General features: G+C 76.2%; 22 protein-coding genes. 10 read left to right on the top strand and 12 right to left on the bottom strand.

What is annotated here, in order from left to right; genetic code table 11:
• Positions 1–125: 125 nt before the first annotated feature.
• The 3 genes from OF117_RS05405 to OF117_RS05395 all read right to left on the bottom strand — a co-directional run bounded on the left by OF117_RS05405 (position 126) and on the right by OF117_RS05395 (position 3,881).
• Positions 126–1,583 carry a phytoene desaturase family protein gene (locus tag OF117_RS05405; RefSeq protein ID WP_263551780.1) on the bottom strand — a complete coding sequence of 486 codons (1,458 nt, stop codon included), beginning with the start codon at positions 1,581–1,583 and terminating at the stop codon, positions 126–128.
• Between the two features lie 17 nt (positions 1,584–1,600).
• Complete coding sequence (meaB, locus tag OF117_RS05400; RefSeq protein ID WP_263551779.1) at positions 1,601–2,626, bottom strand: methylmalonyl Co-A mutase-associated GTPase MeaB; 1,026 nt, start codon at positions 2,624–2,626, stop codon at positions 1,601–1,603.
• Positions 2,627–2,690: 64 nt separating this feature from the next.
• Positions 2,691–3,881, bottom strand: coding sequence for an acetyl-CoA C-acetyltransferase (locus OF117_RS05395; RefSeq protein WP_263551778.1), 1,191 nt, complete (start codon positions 3,879–3,881; stop codon positions 2,691–2,693).
• A 160-nt stretch (positions 3,882–4,041) separates the two neighbouring features.
• Between OF117_RS05395 and mce the strand changes: the two genes are divergently transcribed.
• From mce to OF117_RS05365, 6 genes are all read left to right on the top strand, one after another.
• Positions 4,042–4,509 carry a methylmalonyl-CoA epimerase gene (gene mce, locus OF117_RS05390; protein WP_263551777.1) on the top strand — a complete coding sequence of 156 codons (468 nt, stop codon included), beginning with the start codon at positions 4,042–4,044 and terminating at the stop codon, positions 4,507–4,509.
• A 69-nt stretch (positions 4,510–4,578) separates the two neighbouring features.
• On the top strand, positions 4,579–5,910 hold the full coding sequence (ccrA, locus tag OF117_RS05385) for a crotonyl-CoA carboxylase/reductase (RefSeq protein ID WP_263551776.1): 1,332 nt from the start codon (positions 4,579–4,581) through the stop codon (positions 5,908–5,910).
• A gap of 217 nt (positions 5,911–6,127) precedes the next feature.
• On the top strand, positions 6,128–7,255 hold the full coding sequence (locus tag OF117_RS05380) for a DivIVA domain-containing protein (protein ID WP_263551775.1): 1,128 nt from the start codon (positions 6,128–6,130) through the stop codon (positions 7,253–7,255).
• A 108-nt stretch (positions 7,256–7,363) separates the two neighbouring features.
• Positions 7,364–9,118, top strand: coding sequence for a hypothetical protein (locus tag OF117_RS05375; protein WP_263551774.1), 1,755 nt, complete (start codon positions 7,364–7,366; stop codon positions 9,116–9,118).
• Between the two features lie 103 nt (positions 9,119–9,221).
• A complete protein-coding gene (locus OF117_RS05370) occupies positions 9,222–10,151 on the top strand; it encodes a DUF4397 domain-containing protein (protein WP_263551773.1) in 930 nt (309 codons plus the stop codon).
• A 113-nt stretch (positions 10,152–10,264) separates the two neighbouring features.
• Complete coding sequence (locus tag OF117_RS05365; RefSeq protein WP_263551772.1) at positions 10,265–10,876, top strand: class F sortase; 612 nt, start codon at positions 10,265–10,267, stop codon at positions 10,874–10,876.
• A 108-nt stretch (positions 10,877–10,984) separates the two neighbouring features.
• On the opposite strand, the gene OF117_RS05360 is transcribed toward OF117_RS05365, so the two are convergent.
• From OF117_RS05360 to nucS, 3 genes are all read right to left on the bottom strand, one after another.
• On the bottom strand, positions 10,985–11,221 hold the full coding sequence (locus tag OF117_RS05360; RefSeq protein WP_263551771.1) for a hypothetical protein: 237 nt from the start codon (positions 11,219–11,221) through the stop codon (positions 10,985–10,987).
• Positions 11,222–11,294: 73 nt separating this feature from the next.
• Positions 11,295–13,076 carry a 3-hydroxyacyl-CoA dehydrogenase family protein gene (locus tag OF117_RS05355; RefSeq protein WP_263551770.1) on the bottom strand — a complete coding sequence of 594 codons (1,782 nt, stop codon included), beginning with the start codon at positions 13,074–13,076 and terminating at the stop codon, positions 11,295–11,297.
• An 89-nt stretch (positions 13,077–13,165) separates the two neighbouring features.
• Positions 13,166–13,837, bottom strand: a complete 672-nt coding sequence (nucS, locus tag OF117_RS05350) for an endonuclease NucS (protein WP_263551769.1) — start codon at positions 13,835–13,837, stop codon at positions 13,166–13,168.
• Positions 13,838–13,945: 108 nt separating this feature from the next.
• Here nucS and OF117_RS05345 point away from each other — a divergent pair, with 108 nt between their 5' ends.
• Positions 13,946–14,833: a hypothetical protein gene (locus tag OF117_RS05345; RefSeq protein ID WP_263551768.1), complete on the top strand. Its 888-nt coding sequence runs from the start codon at positions 13,946–13,948 to the stop codon at positions 14,831–14,833.
• A gap of 163 nt (positions 14,834–14,996) precedes the next feature.
• Here OF117_RS05345 and OF117_RS05340 read toward each other — a convergent pair whose 3' ends face one another.
• A complete protein-coding gene (locus tag OF117_RS05340; protein ID WP_263551767.1) occupies positions 14,997–15,770 on the bottom strand; it encodes an enoyl-CoA hydratase-related protein in 774 nt (257 codons plus the stop codon).
• A gap of 89 nt (positions 15,771–15,859) precedes the next feature.
• Between OF117_RS05340 and OF117_RS05335 the strand changes: the two genes are divergently transcribed.
• Positions 15,860–16,690 carry a YqjF family protein gene (locus OF117_RS05335; RefSeq protein ID WP_263551766.1) on the top strand — a complete coding sequence of 277 codons (831 nt, stop codon included), beginning with the start codon at positions 15,860–15,862 and terminating at the stop codon, positions 16,688–16,690.
• A 31-nt stretch (positions 16,691–16,721) separates the two neighbouring features.
• Here the strand turns inward: OF117_RS05335 and OF117_RS05330 are convergent, their stop codons facing one another.
• Positions 16,722–18,773, bottom strand: coding sequence for a methylmalonyl-CoA mutase family protein (locus tag OF117_RS05330; protein ID WP_263551765.1), 2,052 nt, complete (start codon positions 18,771–18,773; stop codon positions 16,722–16,724).
• A gap of 294 nt (positions 18,774–19,067) precedes the next feature.
• Between OF117_RS05330 and OF117_RS05325 the strand changes: the two genes are divergently transcribed.
• Positions 19,068–19,424 carry a hypothetical protein gene (locus OF117_RS05325; RefSeq protein ID WP_263551764.1) on the top strand — a complete coding sequence of 119 codons (357 nt, stop codon included), beginning with the start codon at positions 19,068–19,070 and terminating at the stop codon, positions 19,422–19,424.
• Positions 19,425–19,428: 4 nt separating this feature from the next.
• Here the strand turns inward: OF117_RS05325 and murA are convergent, their stop codons facing one another.
• The gene (gene murA, locus OF117_RS05320; RefSeq protein ID WP_263551763.1) at positions 19,429–20,709 is read right to left on the bottom strand and encodes a UDP-N-acetylglucosamine 1-carboxyvinyltransferase; all 1,281 of its coding nucleotides are present in this window, start codon (positions 20,707–20,709) and stop codon (positions 19,429–19,431) included.
• A 147-nt stretch (positions 20,710–20,856) separates the two neighbouring features.
• Between murA and OF117_RS05315 the strand changes: the two genes are divergently transcribed.
• Positions 20,857–21,486, top strand: coding sequence for a cob(I)yrinic acid a,c-diamide adenosyltransferase (locus tag OF117_RS05315; protein WP_263551762.1), 630 nt, complete (start codon positions 20,857–20,859; stop codon positions 21,484–21,486).
• Positions 21,487–21,496: 10 nt separating this feature from the next.
• Here the strand turns inward: OF117_RS05315 and OF117_RS05310 are convergent, their stop codons facing one another.
• The 3 genes from OF117_RS05310 to OF117_RS05300 all read right to left on the bottom strand — a co-directional run bounded on the left by OF117_RS05310 (position 21,497) and on the right by OF117_RS05300 (position 22,612).
• Positions 21,497–21,898, bottom strand: a complete 402-nt coding sequence (locus tag OF117_RS05310) for a DUF2550 domain-containing protein (protein ID WP_263551761.1) — start codon at positions 21,896–21,898, stop codon at positions 21,497–21,499.
• A 39-nt stretch (positions 21,899–21,937) separates the two neighbouring features.
• Complete coding sequence (locus OF117_RS05305; protein WP_263551760.1) at positions 21,938–22,327, bottom strand: F0F1 ATP synthase subunit epsilon; 390 nt, start codon at positions 22,325–22,327, stop codon at positions 21,938–21,940.
• 108 nt (positions 22,328–22,435) lie between these two features.
• Positions 22,436–22,612, bottom strand: a complete 177-nt coding sequence (locus OF117_RS05300; protein WP_263551759.1) for a hypothetical protein — start codon at positions 22,610–22,612, stop codon at positions 22,436–22,438.
• Between the last annotated feature and the right edge of the window lie 404 nt (positions 22,613–23,016).

Here is a 23,016-nt window from a genome sequence, read left to right as displayed (position 1 = left end):
AAACTACCGCCGGGTAGCTCCGCGGAGCACGGCCCGGACCGCCCGCGCCACCGTCACGCACGAGGCGCGGGCCGCGGGCGGGGCCCGGCCCCTGGTCCCGAGGGCCGTCGTGCCCGGACGGAGCGCTACCGGAGCGGGGGTGCCTCCCGGATCCCGAACACCTCGCGCAGCGCCACCCGTGCCGCGTTGTCACCGCACATCCCGTGCACGGCCGGGCCCGGCGGGGTGGCGGCCGAGGCGAGGTAGACCCCGCGCAGCGGCGTCTTGTAGGTGTTCCACCGCGGCACCGGGCGGGCGAGCATCTGCCGCAGCGACGCCTCGCCGTTGGCGATGTCGCCGCCGACGTGGTTGGGGTTCCAGGCCTCCATCTGCCGCGCGTCCATCATGTGCCGCTCGACGACGGTGTCGCGGAAGCCCGGGGCGAACCGCTCGATCTGCGCCTCGATCGCGCCGGTCATGTCGACGTCCGAGCCGTGCGGCACGTGCACGTACGCCCAGAAGACGTGCCCGCCGTCCGGCGCCCGGGTCGGGTCGACGACGGTCGGCTGGACGGCGAGCACGTACGGCTTCTCGGGCACCCGCCCGGCCGCGGGCGCCGACTCCCCCTCGATGGTCTCCGCGAGCGAGCCCGCCACGTGGACGGTGCCGGCGCGGCGCACCTCCGGGGCGGCCCACGGCACCGGCGAGGACAGCACGTAGTCGACCTTGAAGACGCCCGCCCCGTACCGGTACCGGTCGACCCAGCGGCGGTACCCCTCGTGCACCCGGTCGCCGGCCATCCGCACGAACGCGTGCGGCGAGGTGTCGAGCAGGACGGCGGGCACGCCCTCGAACTCGCGCAGGTCGGTGACCTCGTGCCCGGTGACCACCTCGCCGCCCTGTTCCTCCAGGGCGGCCACCATCGCGTCGGCCATCCGCTGCGACCCGCCCTCGACCAGCGGCCACCCGGCGACGTGCGCGAGCATGCCCAGCAGCAGCCCGAAACCGGAGGTGATGGCCCGGTCCAGCGGCAGCAGCGAGTGCGCCGCGGCACCGGCGACGAGGGCACGGGCCCCGTCGGTCTCGAACCAGCGCCGGGTCAGCCACCGGACGTCGGGCAGCGCGTTGAGCCCGAACCAGGCGACGGCCGGGATGCTGCGCGTGGGCGGTCGGCGCAGGGCGCTGGCGAGGAAGAAGTCGACGACGTCCTCCCCGTGCTCGACGACGGGGGTGAACAGGCGGCGGTAGGCCGCGCCGTCCGGGCCCAGCGCCCGCGCCGTGTCGGCGAGCGACCGGTGCGCCACCACGGCCCGGCCCCCGTCGAGCGGATGGGCGTACGGGATCTCCGGGTGCAGCAGGCGCACGCCGCGCGCGGCCAGGTCGAACTCGCGGAAGAACGGCGAGGCGGCCGCCATCGGGTGCACCGACGAGCAGACGTCGTGCAGGTAGCCCGGCCGCGTCAGCGCCTCGGTGCGCATCCCCCCGCCGGGGACGGCGGCCCGCTCGACCACCTGCACGCGCAGGCCGGCCGCGGCCAGCCGCAGCGCCGCGGCCAGGCCGTTCGGCCCGGCCCCGACGACGACGGCGTCCGGCTGCCCCTGCACGCGCCCATCCTGACCTGTCAGAGCTGGTCGAGCAGGTCGTCGGCCGCCCGGTACGGATCGGTCTCCCCGGCCACGACCCGGTCGGCGAGCGAGGTGAGCGCGGCCGACCCGTGCACGTCGCCCATCCGCTCGCGCAGCGCGGCGACGGCGATCGCCTCGATCTCGGCCGCCGCCCGCTCGCTGCGCCGGCGCAGGCCCTCCCCGGAGGCGGTCAGCCACTCCCGGTGCTGGTCGACCTTCGCGAGCACCTCGTCGATGCCGTTGCCGGCGTCGCGGGCGGCCACCGTCTTCACGATCGGCGGGCGCCAGTGCCCCGCCTCGGAGTGCCGCCCCCCGAGCGAGAGCATGTAGCGCAGGTCGCGCACGGTCTGGTCGGCGCCGTCCCGGTCCGCCTTGTTGACGACGAAGACGTCGGCCACCTCGAGGATGCCCGCCTTCGCGGCCTGGATCCCGTCGCCCATGCCCGGCGCGACCAGCACGAGCGTGGTGTCGGCCAGCGAGGCGATCTCCAGCTCCGACTGCCCGACACCGACGGTCTCGACCAGGACGACGTCGCAGCCGGCCGCGTCGAGCACCCGCAGCGCCTGGGGCGTGGCCCAGGCCAGCCCGCCGAGGTGCCCGCGCGAGGCCATGGAGCGGATGAAGACGCCGGGGTCGCCGGCGTGGTCCTGCATGCGCACCCGGTCGCCGAGCAGCGCGCCACCGGAGAACGGGGACGACGGGTCCACGGCGAGCACGCCGACCCGCTTGCCGGCCCGGCGCAGCGCACGCACCAGCGCCGTCGTCGTCGTCGACTTCCCGACGCCCGGCGAACCCGTCAGCCCGAGCACCTGGGCGTGCCCGGTGTGCGGCGCGAGCGCGGCGGCCACGTCGCGCAGCAGCGGGCTGGCGTCCTCGACCAGCGAGATCAGCCGCGCGACCGCCCGGGCGTCGCCGTCGCGGGCGCGCTCGACCAGGGTCGGGACGTCGACCGCCCGCCGGCCCCGCCGTCCCCCGGCCGGGGACGCGGCCGGCTGCTGCACGGCGGTACCGGCGTCGGTCACGTCACCCCCCCGTCGGCGCGCGCCGGTGACGGGACCGGGGTGCGCGGTCGGCCCCGCGAGCCGGTCAACCGCGTGCGGGCACGTGCAGGACCAGGGCGTCGCCCTGGCCCCCGCCGCCGCACAGCGCGGCCGCGCCGGTGCCGCCGCCGCGGCGGCCGAGCTCCAGCGCCAGGTGCAGGGCGATGCGCGCCCCGCTCATGCCGATCGGGTGACCGAGGGCGATCGCGCCGCCGTTGACGTTGACCTTCTCCGGGTCCAGGCCGAGCTCGCGGGTGGAGACGATGCCGACCGCGGCGAAGGCCTCGTTGATCTCGACCAGGTCGAGGTCCTCCGGCTCGATGCCCTCGCGCGCGCAGGCCTTGGCGATCGCCCGCGAGGGCTGGGTCTGCAGCGTCGCGTCGGGCCCGGCGACGACGCCGTGCGCGCCGATCTCGGCCAGCGGGGTGAGACCGAGCGACTCCGCCTTCTCGGCCGACATCACCACGACCGCGCAGGCGCCGTCGGAGATCTGCGAGGCGGTGCCCGCGGTGATCGTGCCGTCCTTGCCGAACGCCGGCTTCAGCCGCGCCAGCGATTCGACCGTCGTGTCGGCGCGGATGCCCTCGTCGTCGCGGAACTCGATCGGGTCGCCCTTGCGCTGCGGGATCAGCACCGGGGTGATCTCGTCGTCGAACAGCCCGTTCTTGGCCGCGGCCGCGGCCCGCTGGTGCGAGGCGGCGGCGAAGGCGTCCTGCTCCTCGCGCGTCAGGTCGTAGCGGCTGTTGGCCTGCTCGGTGAGCACCCCCATCGCCACCTGGTCGAAGGTGTCGGACAGCCCGTCGTGGGCCATGGCGTCGACCAGCGTCGTGTCGCCGTACTTGGTGCCGGTGCGCGAGCCGGGCAGCAGGTGCGGCGCCTGGGTCATCGACTCCATGCCGCCGGCGACGACCACCTCGAACTCCCCGGCGCGGATCAGCTGGTCGGCGAGGGCGATCGCGTCGAGCCCGGACAGGCACACCTTGTTGAGCGTGAACGCGGGCACCGACATGGGGATGCCGGCGGCCACCGCCGCCGGGCGGGCGGGGTTCTGCCCGGCGCCGGCCTGGAGGACCTGCCCCATGATCACGTAGTCGACCTGGTCGCCGGAGATGCCGGCGCGCTCGAGCGCGGCCTTGATGGCCACGCCGCCGAGGTCGGCCGCCGAGAAGTCCTTCAGCGAGCCGAGCAGCCGGCCCATCGGGGTCCGGGCACCGCTGACGATGACCGAGCGGGACATGTCGCCTCCTGTGCCGGCCGCCACGTGGCGGCCGGGTCGTCCGGGCCGTCCGGGGACGGCACGCCTCCTCCCGAGCTTAGGACGACGGCGCGCCGCCCGGCACCGCCCCGGCCGGAGGCCCCCCTCCCGGAGGCGGACGGCGGCGCGGCAGGATGCCGGGGTGACCGATGCAGCGCACCCCGCCGCACGCCCGGCCGGACTGCCGCCCGAGCTGTTCACGACCATCGACCACGTCGGGGTGGCCGTGCCCGACCTCGACGAGGCCATCGCCTTCTACGCCCAGGCCTTCGGCGTGCACTCGGTGCACGAGGAGACCAACGAGGAGCAGGGCGTCCGCGAGGCCATGCTCGCCGTCGGGGACGGCGAGACCCGCATCCAGCTGCTGGCCCCGCTCGGACCGGACTCGACCATCGCCAGGTTCCTCGACCGGTCCGGCCCCGGGCTGCAGCAGCTGGCCTTCCGGGTGGACGACGTCGAGGCGGCGAGCGCGACCCTGCGCGAGCGCGGCCTGCGGCTGCTCTACGACCGGCCGCGGCGCGGCACGTCGGGCAGCCGGGTCAACTTCGTGCACCCCAAGGACGCCGGCGGCGTTCTCGTCGAGCTCGTCGAACCGGCCGCCGCCCCCTGACCGCCGCGGGCACTACCGGTCGGTAACATCCGCGCACCCGCTTCGCACCGCCGAGCCCGGGAGGCCAGCGTGCACGAGATCAGGGACGCCATCCTCGCCGATGCCCTCGGCGACCTGGGCGGACTGCCGGTGCCGGCGTCCTACCGCGGCGTGCTCGTCCGCCGCGACGAGCAGGACATGTTCGAGGGGCTGCCCACCCGGGAGAAGGACCCTCGCCGGTCGCTGCACGTGGAGGAGGTGCGCACCCCCGAGCTGGGACCGGGCGAGGCCTACGTCGCGGTCATGGCCTCCTCGGTCAACTACAACACCGTCTGGACGTCGATCTTCGAACCGGTGTCGACCTTCGGCTTCCTGGCCCGCTACGGACGGCAGAACGAGCTGACCCGGCGCCACGACCTGCCCTACCACGTGGTCGGCTCCGACCTGGCCGGCGTCGTGCTGCGGGTCGGCCCCGGGGTCAACCGGTGGAAGCCGGGTGACGAGGTCGTCGCGCACTGCCTGTCGGTCGAGCTGGAGGACCCGATGGGCCACGACGACACGATGCTCGACCCGCAGCAGCGGATCTGGGGCTTCGAGACCAACTTCGGCGGGCTGGCCGAGCTGGCGCTGGTCAAGAGCAACCAGCTGATGCCCAAGCCGGCGCACCTGAGCTGGGAGGAGGCCGCCGCGCCCGGACTGGTCAACTCGACGGCCTACCGGCAACTGGTCAGCCACCACGGCGCGAACCTCAAGCAGGGCGACGTCGTGCTGATCTGGGGTGCCTCCGGCGGGCTGGGTTCCTACGCCACCCAGATGGCGCTCAACGGCGGCGCCATCCCGGTGTGCGTGGTCTCCAGCCCGGGCAAGGCCGCCATCGTCCGGTCGATGGGCGCCGAGCTGGTCATCGACCGCTCCGCGGAGGGCTACCGGTTCTGGAAGGACGAGGCCACCCCCGACCCGCGGGAATGGCAGCGCTTCGGCAAGCGGATCCGCGAGCTGACCGGCGGCGACGACCCCGACATCGTCTTCGAGCACCCCGGCCGGGAGACGTTCGGCGCGAGCGTCTACGTGGCCCGCAAGGGCGGCACCGTCGTCACCTGCGCCTCCACCAGCGGCTACCTGCACGCCTACGACAACCGCTACCTGTGGATGAACCTCAAGCGGATCATCGGCAGCCACTTCGCCAACTACCGGGAGGCGTGGGAGGCCAACCGCCTCATCGACCGCGGCTTGATCCACCCCACCCTGTCGAAGGTCTACCCGATGGAGCAGGTCGGCCAGGCCGCCTGCGACGTCCACCGCAACACCCACCAGGGCAAGGTCGGGGTGCTCACCCTCGCCCCCGAGGAGGGCCTGGGCGTGCGCGACCCGGAGAAGCGGGAGCGGCACCTCACCGCCATCAACCGGTTCCGCGGCGTCTGAAAGATCCTCCTGCCCCCCACCGGAGAAAGGCCCCGTCCTCCTCACCGTTCGCAGGCTCACGGCGAGCCTCTGGACGGGGCCGGGGCGGGACCCTGGAGGAGGGCCGCCACGCGGCGCGGCGGGGCGGCGCCGGTTCACGGCGTCGGCCTGGCACCCTGACGCCGGGAGCTCCGGACGACACGCGGAGCGCTGTCGCTGACTCTGCGAGGATGAGCGCATGAACGACCCCCGCCACGACCTGCCGGTGCACGAGGCGCAGCACTCGTTCGACGTGGTCCTGCGGGGCTACGACCGCCACCAGGTCGCAGAGACCATCGACCGCCTCGAGGCCGACTACCGCATCGCGCTGGCCGACCGCGACGCCGCCGTCGGCCGGTCGGCCGACCTGGCCAGCCAGCTGTCGGCGATGCACGGGGAGATCGAGTCGCTGCGCCGCAAGGCGGCCACGGCGGCGGCACCCACGTTCGAGAACATCAGCGAGCGCATCCAGCACATGCTGCAGCTGGCCGAGGAGGAGGCCGCCGAGATCCGGCGGGCGGCCGAGCTGGACGCCCAGGCGGTCCGCGAGCAGACCGCCGCCGAGGAGCGGGCCATGCACGAGCGGCACGCCGCCGGGCAGGCCGAGGTGGAGCGGATGATCGCCGAGGCCCGGCAGAACGCCGAGCAGATCGCGCAGAAGGCGCAGATCCGCGCCGACGAGCTGGTCGCCAAGGCGCAGGAGCGCGTCGCCCGGCTCGACGCCGAGTCCCAGGCCCGGCGGGCGAAGGTCGAGGAGGACTTCGACATCGCCCAGCGCGCCCGCCGCGCCGAGGCCGCCCGGACCGAGGAGGAACGCGAGCGCGTCTCCACCGAGGCCGCCCGCCAGCGCATCGCCTCCGCCGAGCGGCACGCCGCGCAGCTCGTCGCCGAGGCCGAGGCGCGGGCCGAGGCCATCCGCGACGTCCGCGACGAGCTGACCGGCCGGCTGCTGCAGGCCCGGCAGCTGCTGGCCTCGCTGCCCGACCTCTCCGACCGCCCCGGCCCGGCCGCCGACGCCGGGGGCGACCGCCGCCCGCCGGTCGACCAGCAGACGCGTCCGGGCGAGCTGCGTCCGGGCGAGCCCGACGGCGGCGCGGCGCGCCAGCCCGCCCGGCACGACCCGGTGACCACCCAGTTCGCGGTGCCGGCCGGGGCGCGCACCGGCGACCCGGCGACCGGCGGCGCGCGGCTGCCGATGCCGCCTCGACCGGGCGGTGTGCCCGCGGGTGCACCGTCGGGCACGACCTCCCCCGGCGCCCCGGCCCCCGCGCCGGTCTCCGGTCCCTCGACGCAGGCGATCGACCAGCCGGCGGAGTCCCGCCGCTGACGGATCCGGACGGCGGGGTCGCCGGCACCCCGTGACCGCGCCCCGCCTCCGGCATCCCGGCGCCGGCCGCGCCCCGGCGCTCCTCCACGTCCGAGCCGGGGAGGGCCCGTGACCGACCAGCGCGCTCGCGGCCCGCACGGAACCCGCGCGCGGCGGTCGGGCCCGCACCGCCGGCGCGCCCGGCGCCCGGCGCCCGTCGTCCGGCCGGAGGCGCTGTGGGGGGTCGCCGCGGTCGCCCTGCTGGTGCTGCTCGGCGTGCGCGGGCTGCGCGCCCCCGTGCGCGCCGCCGAGGGGGCCGCCGCCGCCGACGCGTACGTCCGGATCGGCACGCAGGCCGACCCGTCGTCGGCCGCGCTCTCCCCGGACGGGCTGGCCGCGCTGCACGTCGCCCTGCACGCGACGCTGACCGGCGCCTTCGACCGCTACGCCGTGCTGGCCCTCGCGGGCCGCGAGGCGGCGCTGGTCGCGGTGCTCGCCGCGGCGGTGCTCACCGCCCTCGTGGCCCGCCGCCGCGGCCTCCCGCATCCCGCGGCCGCCCTGGCCGCGACCCTGCTCGGGGTGCCGCTCCTGCTCGTCCCGGGCGCGGCGACCGACGGCCCCGCGACGTTCGCCCTGCCCTGGCTGCTGGCCGGCGCCTGGCTCGTGGCCGCCGGCCGACCCACGCCCGCCGCGGTGGTCGGAGCCGTCGTCGGCGCGGCGGTGGCCGTGCTGGTCGCCCCGGACACCCTGCTGCTCCTGCTGGCGACCGCGACCGTGTTGCTCGCTCGACGCGGGTCGACGCCCCGGCGGGTCCCGGGCCGGGCGCCGGTCGCTGCCGCCGCGGCCGGCTTCCTCGTCGTCGCGCTGCTCCTCGACCGCTGGGCGCCGGCTGCCGGGTCCGGTCCCGGCCCTCGCGCCGCGGCCCTCGTGCTGGCCGCCGTCGGCGTGCTCGCGGTCCTGGCCGGCGGCCGGCTGCGGGTCCCCGGCACCGCGCTCGCCGCCTCGGCCGCGGTGGCGGTCGTCTCCGGGCGCGTGCCGACGCTCGTCGTGTGCCTGCCCCTGGCGGCGGTGCTGCTCGCCGCACTGGCGGACCGTGCGTCGCGCCGGGGCGTGCCGCACGCGGCTCGCGTCGGCGCCGCGACCGCCGTCGCCGCCGCGCTGGTCGCCGCCGGCGCGCTCGCCGTCCGGGCCGGGGACGGCGCGCAGCCCGAACGCGGCTACCGGGCGCTGCTCGACTGGACCGCCCGCCAGCTCCCGGAGGAGACGGCCGTCGGAGCGCCACCGCGGCTGTGGGCGGAACTGGTGCACGCCGGGGGGGACGAGGACCGGCTGCGCCGCACGCCCCCGGACGACACCTCCCCTCCGGCGCTCGGCGTGACCGCGGCGCCCCCGCCGGCCGGGGCGCGCACGCTGGCCGGCTTCCCCGTCCCCGGCGGCGCCGTCCGCGTCGTCGACCGCGAACCGGGGACGCCGACCCCGGCCGAGCTCGAGCGCCGGAGGCAGCTGGCCGCGGCCGTGCTCGCCAACCCGACCACCGGGGCCCGCGGCCGGGCGGCCGAGCTGCTGCGCTCGGGCGAGGTCGACCCGCGCGCGCTGTCGGTGGTCGCCGCCCTCGCGGCGCAGTACGGCGTGGGCGTGGCCGCCTTCCCGCCCGAGGACGGCGGGCACGCCGACGGCGTGCTGGCGCGGCGGGTGCTGCTGGACCGGCTGGGCGACGAGCCGCTCACGCCCGGCGCCGCGGCCACCCGCCGCCTGGTGGCCTGGCTGGACGCCCAGGTGCCGCCGTTCGCGCCGGACAGCGTGGAGGTCACACCGGAGGGCGTGCTGGTGGGTTACCGCTACGCTACCGACCCCGACGCGGCCGTCTCGTCGGCCACGCCGTGAGCGCGACACGCCGGGATGGACGCGCCGGACGACCCACGTGTGAGTCCCGGCTCGGGGGTAGGGCGGCCCGGATGCCCGCCCCCCGAGCCACCGGAGGTCAGCGATGAGAGCAGTCGTGCGGGCATCGGCGGTGGGCCTGCTGACCGCCGTGCCGCTGCTCGGTGGGATGGCTGCGCAGGCGGCGCAGACCGACGGGGGCGCCCTGCTGCGGCTGGCCCACCTCTCCCCCGACACGCCGGCGGTCGACGTCTACGTCGACTCGGTCGCCGATCCGGCGGTCGGTGTCACGCTCCCCGGGGTCGGCTACGGCACGGTCTCGGAGTACCGGGACGTGGCGCCCGGCGCGTACGCGGTCAGCATGCGGGCCGCGGGTGCCGACCCGTCGACGCCACCCGTGCTGTCGACGACGGTGCAGGTCGAGCCCGGCAGCGCCCGCACGGTGGCCGGCGTCGGGTACTTCTCCGACCTGGGCCTGGAGATCATCGAGGACTCGCTGCAGGCGCCACCCGCCGGTCAGGCCCGCGTCCGGGTCGTCAGCGCCGCGGCGAGCGCCGAGAACCTCGACGTCGGGCTGCCCGACGGCCCGCAGCTGGCCGCCGACCTCGCCTTCGCCAGCACCGGGGACTACGTCGACGTGCCGGCCGGCCCGACCACCCTGCAGGTGGCGGCCGACGGCGCGCCGCCGACCGAGCTGCCGGTCGAGATCGCACCCGGAGCCGTCTACAGCCTGCTGGTGCTCGACGGGCCGCAGGGCGGGCTCACCGTGCAGCCGGTCCTCGACGCGGCCAGCGAGGGCCTGGTCGCCGGCGGACCTCTGGGCACCCGCGAGGGCGGTACCGGGGGCGGTGCGGACGGTCCGATGCCCGTGGGCGGGGTCGACGCGGGGGCCGGGGGGACGGCCGGATCGCCGTCGCGGGGCTGGGCCGTCGCGGCGGTGCTGTCGCTGGTCGTGCTGACGGCGGCCACCGCGTCCCGGCACCGGCCGCCGGCGGGGCGCCACGGCGCCGGACGGCACGCGTCCCGCTCCTCGTGAGCCACTTCGACACGCCGGGCGGCCAGCACCGCGGCCCGCGACCCTGGCCCTGGTCACGGCGGCGGACCGGCCGGCACCGCGGACGGCGGGGGCCGCGTGGCGCCCGGCCCGCGGTGCTGGCGCTCGTCGCGCTCGTGGGCACGGTGGCGCTCGCCGTCCCGGACGCGGACCGCGCCCCGGCGGCGACGCCCGGGAGCGGCAGCACCCGCCCGGTCGTCCTCGCCGAGCCGCTGCCCGCGCCCGAACCGGCGACCGGCGCCGAGGATCCGGCGGAGCCGGCCGGCGCGGTCCTCCCGGTGCGCATCCGGGTGCCGGCCGCCGGCGTGGACAGCGGGCTCGTCCCGCTCGGCGTCGACGGGGCCGGGGCGCTCGAGGTGCCGCAGGACTTCGGCACCGCCGGCTGGTTCACCGGCGGCGCCGTCCCCGGGCGGCCGGGCCCCGCGGTGGTGGTCGGGCACGTCGACTCCTACGAGGGGCCGGCGGTCTTCCACCGCCTCCCCCGGCTCGGCGCGGGCGACGAAGTGGTCGTCGACCTCGACGACGGCGCGAGCGCCCGGTTCACCGTCACCCGGGTGACCCGCGTCGGGAAGGACGCCTTCCCGACCGACGAGGTGTACGGCCCGACGGCGGGGGCCGAGCTGCGGTTGATCACCTGCGGCGGCGCGTTCGACGACGACCGGCGCAGGTACGAGGACAACGTCATCGTGTTCGCCCGGCTGACGTGACGGAACGGCCTCGACGGGCCGGCCGCGAGCATGGGGACACGCTGGCACGGCCACGCTCCAGGGATCCGCGCCGGGCGCGCGAGGCGTGGGGGGAAGGGTGGTCCTCCGTCACCGCCGCCGGCCGCGCGCCCGCCAGCAGGCGGTGTGCCAGTGCCGCCGGTCGCCGGCGGCGGCGTCGGTGTCCCAGGGGTCGAGGTCGGAGTCCCGCGGGTACGCCGGCCAGCTCACCAGGTGCGGCGTCCCGGGGCGGATCTCCTGGTCGCAGCCGGGGCAGCGGTAGGTCTTCCCCGTCGCGGCGCCGCTGACCGGGCGCACCGCCCAGTCACCGTCGGCGGCCTCCTCCACGGGGTCGGGACGACGGTCCGGCGGACCGCTCCCCCGGCGCCGGGCCGGGGTGGGTCGGCGCCGGGGCACCGGCTCAGCGGGCGGTGTGGACGCGGAAGCCGCGACCGGTCTTGCGGCCGAGGTACCCGGCGGTGACCAGGTGCTCGAGCAGGGGGGCGGGCGCGAACCCGGGTTCGCGGAACTCGACGTAGAGCTCCCGCTCGATGGCCAGCGCGACGTCGAGGCCGACCACGTCCAGCAGCTCGAAGGGCCCCATCGGGTAGCCGCAGCCGACCTTCATCGCCGCGTCGATGTCGTCGGCCGTGGCGTAGTTCGCCTCCAGCATCCTCACCGCGTCGTTGAGGTAGGGGAACAGCAGCGCGTTCACGATGAAGCCGGCCCGGTCGGTGCACGCCACGGCGTGCTTGCCGAGCCGCTCGCACACCGCGTGCGCGGTGGCCGCGGCCTCGGCGTCGGTCGCGATCGTGGAGACGACCTCCACGAGCCGCATCACCTGGGTGGGGTTGAAGAAGTGCATGCCGACCACCGAGCCGGGGCGGCCGCTGGCCTGCGCGCACCGGATGACCGGCAGGCTCGACGTCGTGGTGGCCAGCACCGTGCCCGGCCGGGTGATCTCGCCGAGCGCGGCGAACAGTGCCTCCTTGACCGGCAGCGACTCGACGACCGCCTCGACGACCAGGTCGCGGTCGGCCAGCTCGTCCAGCGAGGTCGTCCCGGCGACCCGCGCGAGCGCGGCGTCCCGGTCGCCCTCGGCGACCTTCCCGCGCAGCACCTGCTTGTCCAGGTTGCGGGTCAGCGCCGCGGTCACCGCGTCGACCTTCTCCGGGGCGCGGGCGACGAAGCGGACGTCGTAGCCGGCCAGCGCCAGGACCTCGACGATGCCGGTGGCCATCGTCCCGGAGCCGACCACGCCGACCCGCTGCACCGGGCGGGCGCCGGCCGCGGCGCTGCCCGGCGCCGGGGTGTGCGCGTCCGGCACCACCTCCGCGGAGTCGGGCTCGGCGTAGGTGTAGAAGCCGCGTCCGACCTTCCGGCCGAGCAGGCCGGCCGTCATCATCTGCTTGATGATCGGCGCGGGCGCGTGCAGCCGGTTGCGCGACTGCCGGTACATCGTGTCGAGGATCTCGTAGGCGGTGTCGATCCCGATGAGGTCCATGAGCGCCAGCGGCCCCATCGGCAGCCCGCAGCCCAGCCGCATCGCGGCGTCGAGGTCTTCCCGGCTGGCATAGCGGTTCTCGTACATCGACACCGCGTGGTTGAGGTAGCCGAACAGCAGCGCGTTGGCGATGAAACCGGCCCGGTCGCCGACGGTCACGTCGACCTTGCCGAGGCGGTCGGCCAGCGCCTCGACGTCGTCGACGACCGACGGCTCGGTCACCACCGTGCGGATGACCTCGACCAGCTTCATCACCGGCGCCGGGTTGAAGAAGTGCATCCCGACGACCTTGTTCGGCCGGCCGGTGGCCACCGACAGCTCGGTGACCGACAGGCTCGAGGTGTTCGTCGCCAGGATGGTGTCCGGTGGGCAGATCTTGTCCAGCGCGGCGAACACCTCGGTCTTGAGCTCCATCCGCTCGGGCACGGCCTCGACGACGAGCTCGGCCTGCGAGAGGTCCTCCATCGACGTGGTGAAGCGGATGCGCTCGAAGATGGCGTCGCGCTCGGTGGGGTCGAGCTTGCCGCGCTTGACCGCGCGACCGGTGGAGTGCTCCACGTGCCCGCGCCCGCGGGCCAGCGCCGTGTCGTCGACCTCGACGGCGGTGACCGACAGCCCCGCCCGGGCGAACACCTCGGCGATGCCCGCGCCCATGGTGCCCAGCCCCACGACGCCGACCTCGGACAGTTCCCTGGCCACGCTGCCGACTCCTCCCGCCGTCCGTCCGGGCAGTCTCCCACCCGGGCCGCTCACCGGTGACCCGGCCCCGTGGAGGGCCGGGCCCCGGGCTAGAACAGCCGCTGGCTCGGGTCGTCGGTGCCCTTGAGGACGGCGTAGTCGACGGTGCAGCAGTCGATGCCGCGATCGCGCGCGAGCACCCGGGCCTGCGGCCTGATCTCCTGCGCGGCGAAGAGGCCCTTCACCGGGGCGAGCAGCGGGTCGCGGTTGAGCAGCTCGAGGTAGCGGGTGAGCTGCTCGACCCCGTCGATCTCCCCCCGCCGCTTGACCTCCACCGCCACCGTCGTGCCCGACGCGTCGCGGCAGAGCAGGTCGACCGGGCCGATCGCGGTCGGGTACTCGCGGCGGACCAGCGACCAGCCGGCGCCGAGGGTCTCCACGTGCAGCGCCAGGAGCCGCTGCAGCTCGGCCTCCACGCCGTCCTTCTGCAGGCCCGGGTCCACCCCGAGCTCGTGCGAGGAGTCGTGCTCCACCGCCGCGATGGTGATCACCAGCTGCTCGCCGGCCTTGTTGGTCACCGTCCAGGTGCCGCTGCCGTCGGCCAGCTCGTCGCGCAGCGAGCACGGCGGGCTCATCCAGTTCAGCGGCTTGTACGCCCGGTCGTCGGCGTGCACCGAGACCGAACCGTCGGCCTTCACCAGCAGCAGCCGGGTCGCCATCGGCAGGTGGGCGGTGAGCCGGCCGATGTAGTCGACCGAGCAGCGGGCGATGACCAGGCGCACGGGCGCCGACGGTACCGGGCGGGGACGCCGTCCCCCGGCAGGGTCTCGAACCGGTCTCGGCGCCCCGTGCGGCGGAACCGGCGGGGCCCGGGGTTCGTCCAGCCGGGCATGACGACCTCCGCGGTCCGCCTCGCCGCCCTGCTGGCCCTCGCCGTCCTGCTGCCGGCCTGCGCCGCGGGCGCGGGCGGCGACGCCGGAGCGCCGGCCGACCCCGCCGCGTCGCCGTCCGGCGACGCCCCGGGACCGGACGCCGCCGCCCCGGTGATCCAGGTCGCCCACACCGGCGGGTTCGTCACGCCGCAGATGCTGGCCGGCCGGCTCCCGCTGGCCACCGTCTACGCCGACGGGCGCGTGATCACCGAGGGTCCGGTGCCGGCGATCTACCCCGGCCCGGCGCTGCCCAACCTGCAGGTGCAGCGCGTCGAGCCGGCCCGGGTGGGGGAGCTGGTCGACCGCGCGCTCGCGGCGGGCGTCGGGTCGGCGGCCGACCTCGGCTCGCCGCCGGTCGCCGACGCGCCGTCGACCCGGTTCACCGTGGTCACCGGCGGCGGCACCGAGACCCTCGAGGTCTACGCGCTCGGGGTGACCGGCCTGCCCGGGACTCCGGCCGACGGGCTGACGGCCGAGCAGCAGCAGGCGCGCGCCGAGCTGTCCGCGCTGCTCGACGAGCTCATCGCGCCGGCCGGGGCGGACTCCGAGCGCTACGTGCCCGAGGCCGTCGCGGCCGTCGCCACCGGGTGGACCGACCCCGGCGACGGCCTGACCCAGCCCGAGGTGGTCTGGCCGGGCCCGCCGCTGCCGGGCGAGGCGCTCGACGAGCGGCTCGGGCTGTCCTGCGTGGCGGCCCGGGCCGAGGCGGCGCAGGCCGTGCTGGAGGCGGCCGCGTCGGCCAACGCGGTCACGCCGTGGGTGGACGACGAGGGCCGGCGCTGGTCGTTGCTGCTGCGGCCGCTGCTGCCGCACGAGTCCGGCTGCGCCGACCTCGTGGAGGGCTGAGGCACCCCCGTCCGGGTCCGCCCGGGGGCGCCCCGAGCCGGTCACGGCATGGACCGGCCCGTCCAGGGCCCCGCGCCGAGCGGGTGGAGGGCGGGAGGAAGGGGGCCTCTCTGCAGGGGCCCGCCGCGAGCCCGCGAGCGGTGGGGGGCGGAGAGGTCCTTCCTCAGTCCGGCCAGACCGGTGGGCGCTTCTCCAGGAAGGCGGTCATGCCCTCGCGCGCGCCGGGCAGCTGGCTGGCGGCGGCCATCACCTCGACGGCGGTGCTGTAGGCGTCGCGCTCGGGCCGGTCGAGCTGGGCGTAGAGCGTCTGCTTGCCCCAGGCCTTGCTCGCCCGCGAGCCGCGCGTCGCGCGCGCCATCAGCTCGTCGACCGCGGCGTCGAGTTCGGCGTCGGGCACCACCCGGTTGACCAGGCCCCAGTCCAGCGCCGTCCGAGCGTCGATCACGTCGCCGGTCAGCGCCAGCTCCATCGCCCGCTTGCGCCCGACGTTGCGGGCGATGGCGACCATCGGCGTGTGGCAGAACCAGCCGCCCTTGCCGCCGGGGGCGGCGAAGCCGGCCGACTCGGCGGCCACCGCCAGGTCGCAGGAGGCGACCAACTGGCAGCCCGCGGCGGTGGCCAGCGCGTGCACCCGGGCCAGCACCACCTGGGGCACGTCCTGCAGGGTCTGCATGAGCTCGGTGCACAGCGCCAACAGGCTGCGCACCTCGGGCAGCGTGGCCGCGGCGACGTCGGCGAAGTCGTGCCCCGCGCTGAACACCGGGCCCTCGGCGGCGAGCACGATCCCGGTGGCGTCCGTGCCGCCGGCCGCGGTCACGGCCGCGAGGAGCTGCTGCAGGTGCTCGCGTGACAGCGCGTTGCGCCGGGCCGGCCGGCACATGGTGATGCGCACGACCTCGCCGTCCCGCTCGACCCGTGGTGCTCCCTCGCCCGCCATCCCGACCTCCTCGCTCGTCTCTGCCGCGACTCCACCACGCCCACCGTGTCCCCGGCAACGGCGGCGCCGGACTGGGACGCTGGTGCGTCATGGCCCCCGACGCGACGGCCCGCGAGCCGACGGCACCCGACCCGACGGCACCCGACCCGGTGTCCGGCCCGGTGCCCGACCCGGTGCCCGCCGCCCGGAGGGCGGCCGTCGAAGCGGTCACGACGACCGCGCCCCGCGCCGTCGGCCGCACCGTCTTCACCCAGGGCTGGCGCGACGTCGCGTTCCTGCACTGGCGGGCCGATCCGGCCGTCGTCGCACCGCTGCTGCCCGCCGGGACGCGGCCCGACGTCTTCGACGGCGCGACGTGGGTGGGGCTGATCCCCTTCCGCATGCGCCGCATCGGCCTGCTCGGCACGCCCGGGCTGCCGTACCTCGGCTCGTTCGCCGAGACGAACGTGCGCCTGTACTCGGTCGACGAGCAGGGTCGCCGCGGCGTCGTCTTCGCCTCGCTGGAGGCCGAGCGACTTGCGCCGGTGCTCACCGCCCGCTGGATCGCCGGGCTGCCCTACGTCTGGGCCCGCATGCGGACGGGCCGGGACGGCGACGTCTTCTCCTACTCGTCGCGGCGGCGCTGGCCGGGCCCGCGCGGGGCGCGCAGCCGGATCGCCGTCCGGGTCGGCGAGCGGCTGGTCGATCCCGGCCCGCTGGCCGGCTTCCTCACCTCGCGCTGGGGCCTGCACCAGCCCGCGGGCCGCGGCCGCACCGTCTACTGGCCCAACGAGCACCCGCCGTGGCCGCTGCACGCCGCGGAGCTGCTGGACCTGGACGAGGACCTCGTGGCGGCGGCCGGGCTGCGGTGCGGCGGCCCGCCCGACAGCGTGCTCTTCTCGCCCGGCGTCGACACCCGCTTCGGCCCCCGCCTGCCCTGACGGAGCACCACGGTGCAGGAATCCTGCACTCTCACACTCCGGTCGGCGTCCGGTCGAGGCCGTGGGCCTCGCGGACGACGTCGACGACCTGACCCATGATCTCGGTGAGCGCGAAGTCCTTCGGGGTGAACACCCGGGCCACCCCCAGCTCGCGCAGCCGACGGGCGTCGGCGTCGGGCACGATGCCGCCGACGACGACCGGGACGTCGTCCAGGCCCGCCTCCCGCAGCCCGCGCAGCACGGCCGGCACGACCTGCAGGTGCGAACCGGAGAGCACCGACAGGCCGACGACGTGCACGTCCTCCTCGACCGCGGCGGAGACGATCTGCGCCGGGGTGAGCCGGATGCCCTGGTAGACCACCTCGAAGCCGGCGTCCCGGGCGCGGACGGCGATCTGCTCCGCACCGTTGGAGTGCCCGTCGAGGCCCGGCTTGCCGACGAGGAACCGCAGCCGCCCGCCCAGCTCCTCCCCGGTGGCCCGCACCCGCTCCCGGACGACGGCCAGGCTTCCGCCGGCCTCCCCGCCGGCGGTCGCCCCGGCCACGCCGGTCGGCGCCCGGTACTCGCCGAACACCGCGCGCAGCGCGCCGGCCCACTCCCCGGTCGTCACGCCGGCGCGGGCGCACTCGAGGGTGGCCGCCATCAGGTTCTCGTCGGTGCCGGCGGCCTCGCGAAGCCGCGTCAGCGCCCGCCGGACGGGCTCCGGGTCGCGCTCGGCCCGCCACGTCCGCAGCGACTCGCAGGCGGCCGCCTCCACGGCGGGGTCGACGACCTGGATCGCGGCGTCGAGGTCGGCGAGCAGCGGGTTGGGCTCGCTGCCCTCGAAGCGGTTGACGCCGACGACGACGTCCTCGCCCGCCTCGATCCGCCGCCGCCGCTCGGCCAGCGAGGCCACCAGCCGAGCCTTCATGTAGCCGTTCTCCACCGCGGCGACCGCGCCGCCCATCGCCTCGATGCGGGCCATCTCCGCACGGGCGCCGTCGACGAGCTCGGCGACCTTCTCCTCGACGACGACCGAGCCGGTGAACAGGTCGTCGTACTCGAGCAGGTCGGTCTCGTAGGCCAGCACCTGCTGCATCCGCAGCGACCACTGCTGGTCCCACGGCCGGGGCAGGCCCAGCGCCTCGTTCCACGCCGGCAGCTGGACGGCGCGGGCCCGGGCGTCCTTCGACAGCGTCACCGCGAGCATCTCCAGCACGATCCGCTGGACGTTGTTCTCCGGCTGGGCCTCGGTCAGCCCCAGCGAGTTGACCTGCACGCCGTACCGGAAGCGGCGGTGCCCGGGGTCCTGGACGCCGTACCGCTCGCGGGTCAGCTCGTCCCAGAGCCGCGTGAACGCCCGCACCTTGCACATCTCCTCGACGAAGCGGACGCCCGCGTTGACGAAGAAGGAGATGCGCTGGACCACCTCGCCGAAGCGCTCCCGCGGCACCTGACCGGAGTCGCGCACCGAGTCGAGCACCGCGATGGCGGTGCTCATCGCGTACGCGATCTCCTGCACCGGCGTCGCCCCGGCCTCCTGCAGGTGGTAGCTGCAGATGTTGATCGGGTTCCACCTGGGCATGGCCGACACGGTGTAGGCGACGGTGTCGGTGATCAGCCGCATCGAGGGTCCGGGCGGGAACACGTAGGTCCCCCGCGACAGGTACTCCTTGATGATGTCGTTCTGCGTCGTGCCGGCCAGCCGCGCCAGCACGTCCGCGGGATCGGCCCCGGCCGGCCCATCACCCCGCTCGGCGGCCTGCTCGAGGGCGACGGTCTGGTAGAGGGCGAGCAGCCACATGGCCGTCGCGTTGATCGTCATCGACGTGTTGGTGCCCGCGAGCGGGATGCCGTCGAAGAGCGCGCGCACGTCGCCGACGTGGGCGACCGGCACCCCGACCCGGCCCACCTCGCCGACCGCCAGCTCGGAGTCGGGGTCGTAGCCGGTCTGCGTCGGCAGGTCGAAGGCGACCGACAGGCCGGTCTGGCCCTTCGCGAGGTTGCGCCGGTAGAGCGCGTTGGACTCGGCCGGCGAGGAGTGCCCCGCGTACGTGCGCATCACCCAGGGCCGGTCACGCTCCGGGGACGACGGGAACGCCATGCCGCCGGAGTGTAGGGAAGTTACCGACCGGTAGCACGCGCCTGGCCGGTTGGTCCCCCCGCTCGACGAGCCGGGGCGGGACGCCGTCCCGCGCTGGCCCGTGGCACGCACGGCGGAGTGCCACGAGCACGGCCGCGGCGCCCTGCGGGCTCGGCGGGGGGACGGCGGGGCTCGTGGGAGACGGCCGCGGCGCCGGGGCGTGGGGACGGCCGCGGCGCCGGTCGGGCGCGCTGCCGCGGCGCGAGCGGCGGGGTGGTGGTGGCACACTCGCAGGGGTCCCGACGGAGGTCCACGGTGCTTCTCGACGCAGGCGACCTGCACTTCCTGGTGGGATGGGGCGTCGCGATCCTCGTCCTGCTGCTGCTGTTCCTGTTCACCCGCTGGGCCTTCTCCGGTCCCGGCAGCCCGGAGCGCCACCCCCGCCGGCGGCGCCGCACCCCTCCGCCGTCACCGGACGACGGCCTGCTCACCCGCATCGCCACGCTCTCGCACCGGGAGTCGGCGCTGGCGCTGCGCGCGGTGCTCTCCGACGCCGGGATCCGGTCGACCGTCCGCTTCCCGGCCGCGCACCGCACCGACGTGCTGGTCTTCCCCGAGGACGCCGAACGCGCCCGCGCGTTGGCCATCGCCTTCCCCGGTCGGGAGCAGTAGCCGGTCAGCCCGGCCGGGAGACCCGCTCCACCTGCGCGCCGAGGCCCTTCAGCTGCTCCACGAAGTCGGGGTAGCCGCGGTCGACGTGGTGCACCTCCTGCACCTCGGTCACGCCGTCGGACACCAGCCCGGCCAGCACGAGGCCGGCCCCGGCCCGGATGTCGGTGGCCACCACCGGCGCGCTGGACAACCGCTCCCGGCCCCGGACGACGGCGTGGTGCCCGTCGATGCGCACCGACGCGCCCAGGCGCACCAGCTCGTTGACGAACATGAACCGGCCCTCGAAGACGTTCTCCGTGACCAGCGCCGTCCCGGTGGAAACCGCGGCGAGGGCCACCGCCATCGGCTGCAGATCGGTCGGGAAGCCCGGGAAGGGCAGGGTGACCACGTCGACGCAGCGCGGTCGCTCGTCCATGACGACGCGGAACCCGTCCGGCGTGACGGACACCTGCGCGCCGGCATCGGCGAGCTTGTCCAGCGCGACCGTCAGGTGCCCGGGCACGCCCCGCTCGACGACGACGTCGCCGCGGGTCATCACCGCCCCGATCGCCCAGGTCCCGGCGACGATCCGGTCGGGGACCGCGGTGTAGGTGACCGGCACCAGCTCGTCGACGCCCTCGACGGTGATCGTCGAGGTGCCGGCGCCGTCGATCCGGGCGCCCATCGCGGTCAGCATCGCGCACAGGTCGACGATCTCCGGCTCGCGGGCGGCGTTGTCGACGACGGTGGTGCCCTTGGCCAGCACGGCGGCCATCACCAGGTTCTCCGTCGCCCCCACCGACGGGAAGTCCAGCCAGATCGCGGTCCCGGAGAGGCGCGGCGCGGTGGCCACCAGGAAGCCGTGCTCGCTGTCGATCGTGGCGCCGAGGCGCTCCAGGCCGGCGATGTGCATGTCCAGCCCGCGAGAGCCGATCGCGTCGCCGCCGGGCAGCGCGACGCGGGCGCTGCCGCAGCGGGCCACCAACGGGCCGAGCACGCAGATCGAGGCACGCATCCGGCGGACGAGGTCGTAGTCGGTCTCCGTCGACGGTTCGTCGGGGACGTCGATGACCACCCGGCCACCGCCGCCGGAGCCCGGCGTGCGGGTGTACTCGACGGCGCACCCGAGACGGCGCAGCACCTCGCTCATGATGGCCACGTCGAGGATGTCCGGGACCTCGTCGACCGCCGTGCGGCCCGGCGCCAGCAGCGCGGCCGCCATCAGCTTCAACGCGCTGTTCTTGGCGCCCGTGACCCGCACGCGGCCGGCCAACCGCACCCCGCCGGTCACCTCGAAGCACTCCACCGGCCCACCCTACGGGGCCGTCCCGGCGGCTCCCGGGCCGGTGACGGGGGACCATGCGGCGGCCGGACCCGGCCGGTCGGCGGGCGGGCGACCCGGCGGAGCCGGTCGGCGGCGGCGCCCCGCACGGGGCCGCCTAGAGTCGCGGCCATGACCGTCCGGCTGACCCGCATCTACACCAAGACCGGCGACGCCGGCCGGACGCACCTGGGCGACATGAGCCGGGTGGCCAAGACCGACCCGAGGCTGGTCGCCTACGCCGACGTCGACGAGGCCAACAGCGTCATCGGCGTGGCGCTCGCCCTCGGGGCGCCGTCCGACGAGGTCGCCGACCTGCTGCGCAGCGTGCAGAACGACCTGTTCGACGTGGGCGCCGACCTGTCCACCCCCGTGGTCGCCGAGCCGGAGTTCCCGCCGCTGCGGGTCACCGCCGCCTACACCGAGCGCCTCGAGTCGGCCTGCGACACCTGGAACGCCGGACTGCCGAAGCTGAACAGCTTCGTGCTGCCCGGGGGCACGCCCGCCGCCGCACTGCTGCACCAGGCGCGCACCGTCGTCCGCCGGGCCGAGCGGAGCGTCTGGGCCCTGCTGGCCGTCGACGCCGAGCGCACGAACACCGAGACCGCCCGCTACCTGAACCGGCTCTCGGACCTGCTGTTCATCCTCGCCCGCGTGGCCAACCCGGACGGCGACGTGCTCTGGGAGCCGGGCGCGCACAGCGGTGCCCACGCCCAGCGAGCGGCCCGCGACGCCGCTGACCCGGCGGCGCCGGGAGCCTGAGCCGAGCGGGCTAGCGGACCGGCGGAGCCGACTCGACCCAGGACAGGAAGCCGGTCACGCAGCTGGGGTCCATGGCGAGCTCCCGCGGGCCGGCGGCGGTCTGGCAGGACAGGACGACGACGTCGTCGGGCAGCGCCAGGTCGCCGCGTCCGGCGCCGCGGCGTGAGTCGACGCGCAGCTCGGAGCGGCACAGGCGCTCCTGCGGGCGCACCGACAGCGACAGCGCGCGGTACCAGAGCAGGGTGTCACCGCCGTACCAACCGACCCCGACCGACCAGCGGGTCGACCCGCTCGGGCGCAGCCACATGGTGACCGCTCCCAGCCCGGAGAGCAGGAAGCGGCGGCGCAGCAGGAAGGCGGCGACCAGCCCGACCACAAGGAGGGCGGCGGCGAGGAGGACCACCTCGGTCACGGGTGCACCCCGGGCGTCGCGCCTACCGGGACCGGCTCGTCAGACCGTCTCGCCGGCGGCCCGCAGCCGCGACTGCGCGCGGCGCCCGGCGGCCAGTGCCTCGGGATCGTCGCCGGCGGACTCGGCACGGCGCAGTGCCTCCCGGGCGCGCTCGACGTCGATCTCCGTGGAGATCTCCGCGGTCTCGGCCAGGATGGACACGCCGCGGTCGGTGACCGACAGGAAGCCGCCGTGGGCGGCCACGACCAGGTCATCCCCCGACCCGGTGCGGATGGTGACCACCCCGCCGGGTGCCAGTTCCCCGAGCAGCGGGGCGTGCCCGGGCAGGACACCGAGCTCGCCCTCCGTCGTCCGCGCGATGACCATGCTGGCCTCGCCGGACCAGATCATCCGCTCGACGGCCACCAACTCGACCTGCAGGGTCGCCACGACACTCCTCGGGGTCCGCCGCGCCGACGGCGCGGATGCGCCCATCCGGCGCGTTACGGGCCACTCTAGCGGCGCACGTGGGGCTGCCAGGCGGCTGCCCGGCGGACGTCACTCGGCCCGGCGGTACAGCAGCGTCCAGCGGCCCAGCCGGAGCCAGGGACGACGGACGCACGAGGCCGGAGCCCACTCCTCGATGCGGTACCGCGGAGCCGAGGGCTCCTCCGGGGCGTAGGGCGGCCAGGTCCAGTCGGGCTCTCCGCCCGCCCCCGCGGCGTGTGTGTCCACCTGTCGTCCTCGGTCCACTGCGCCCGCTCCTCGGGCCCGTCGGTTGCATGGTGAGCGCGTGACCCGACCGGCCACAGGCATTGCATCGCACACCACCCGTTCCAGTGAAGCAGGTACGGCGCGCCGGACGACGTGTGCGGTCAAGTCAGGACAAAGGTCCCGGCCCGGACTCGGCCGAACGCGACCGCCCGGCTGCGCGGGGTGACCGACCCGGGACGACGACGGCCGGGTGCCCCGTCAGGGCACCCGGCCGTGGTCGGACTGGACGGCCCGGCTGCAGGGCCCCTCGCTGAGCTCGCGAAGCGAGGGGGGAACGGCCACCCTTCAGGGGCCCGCGCCGAGCGCGGCGACAGGCTGGAACGGCCCGGCTGCAGGGCCCCTCGCTGAGCTCGCGAAGCGAGGGG

The sequence above is a fragment of the Geodermatophilus sp. YIM 151500 genome, from assembly GCF_025716945.1.
GTDB lineage: Bacteria > Actinomycetota > Actinomycetes > Mycobacteriales > Geodermatophilaceae > YIM-151500.
This window is presented reverse-complemented; position numbering and strand designations above follow the sequence as displayed.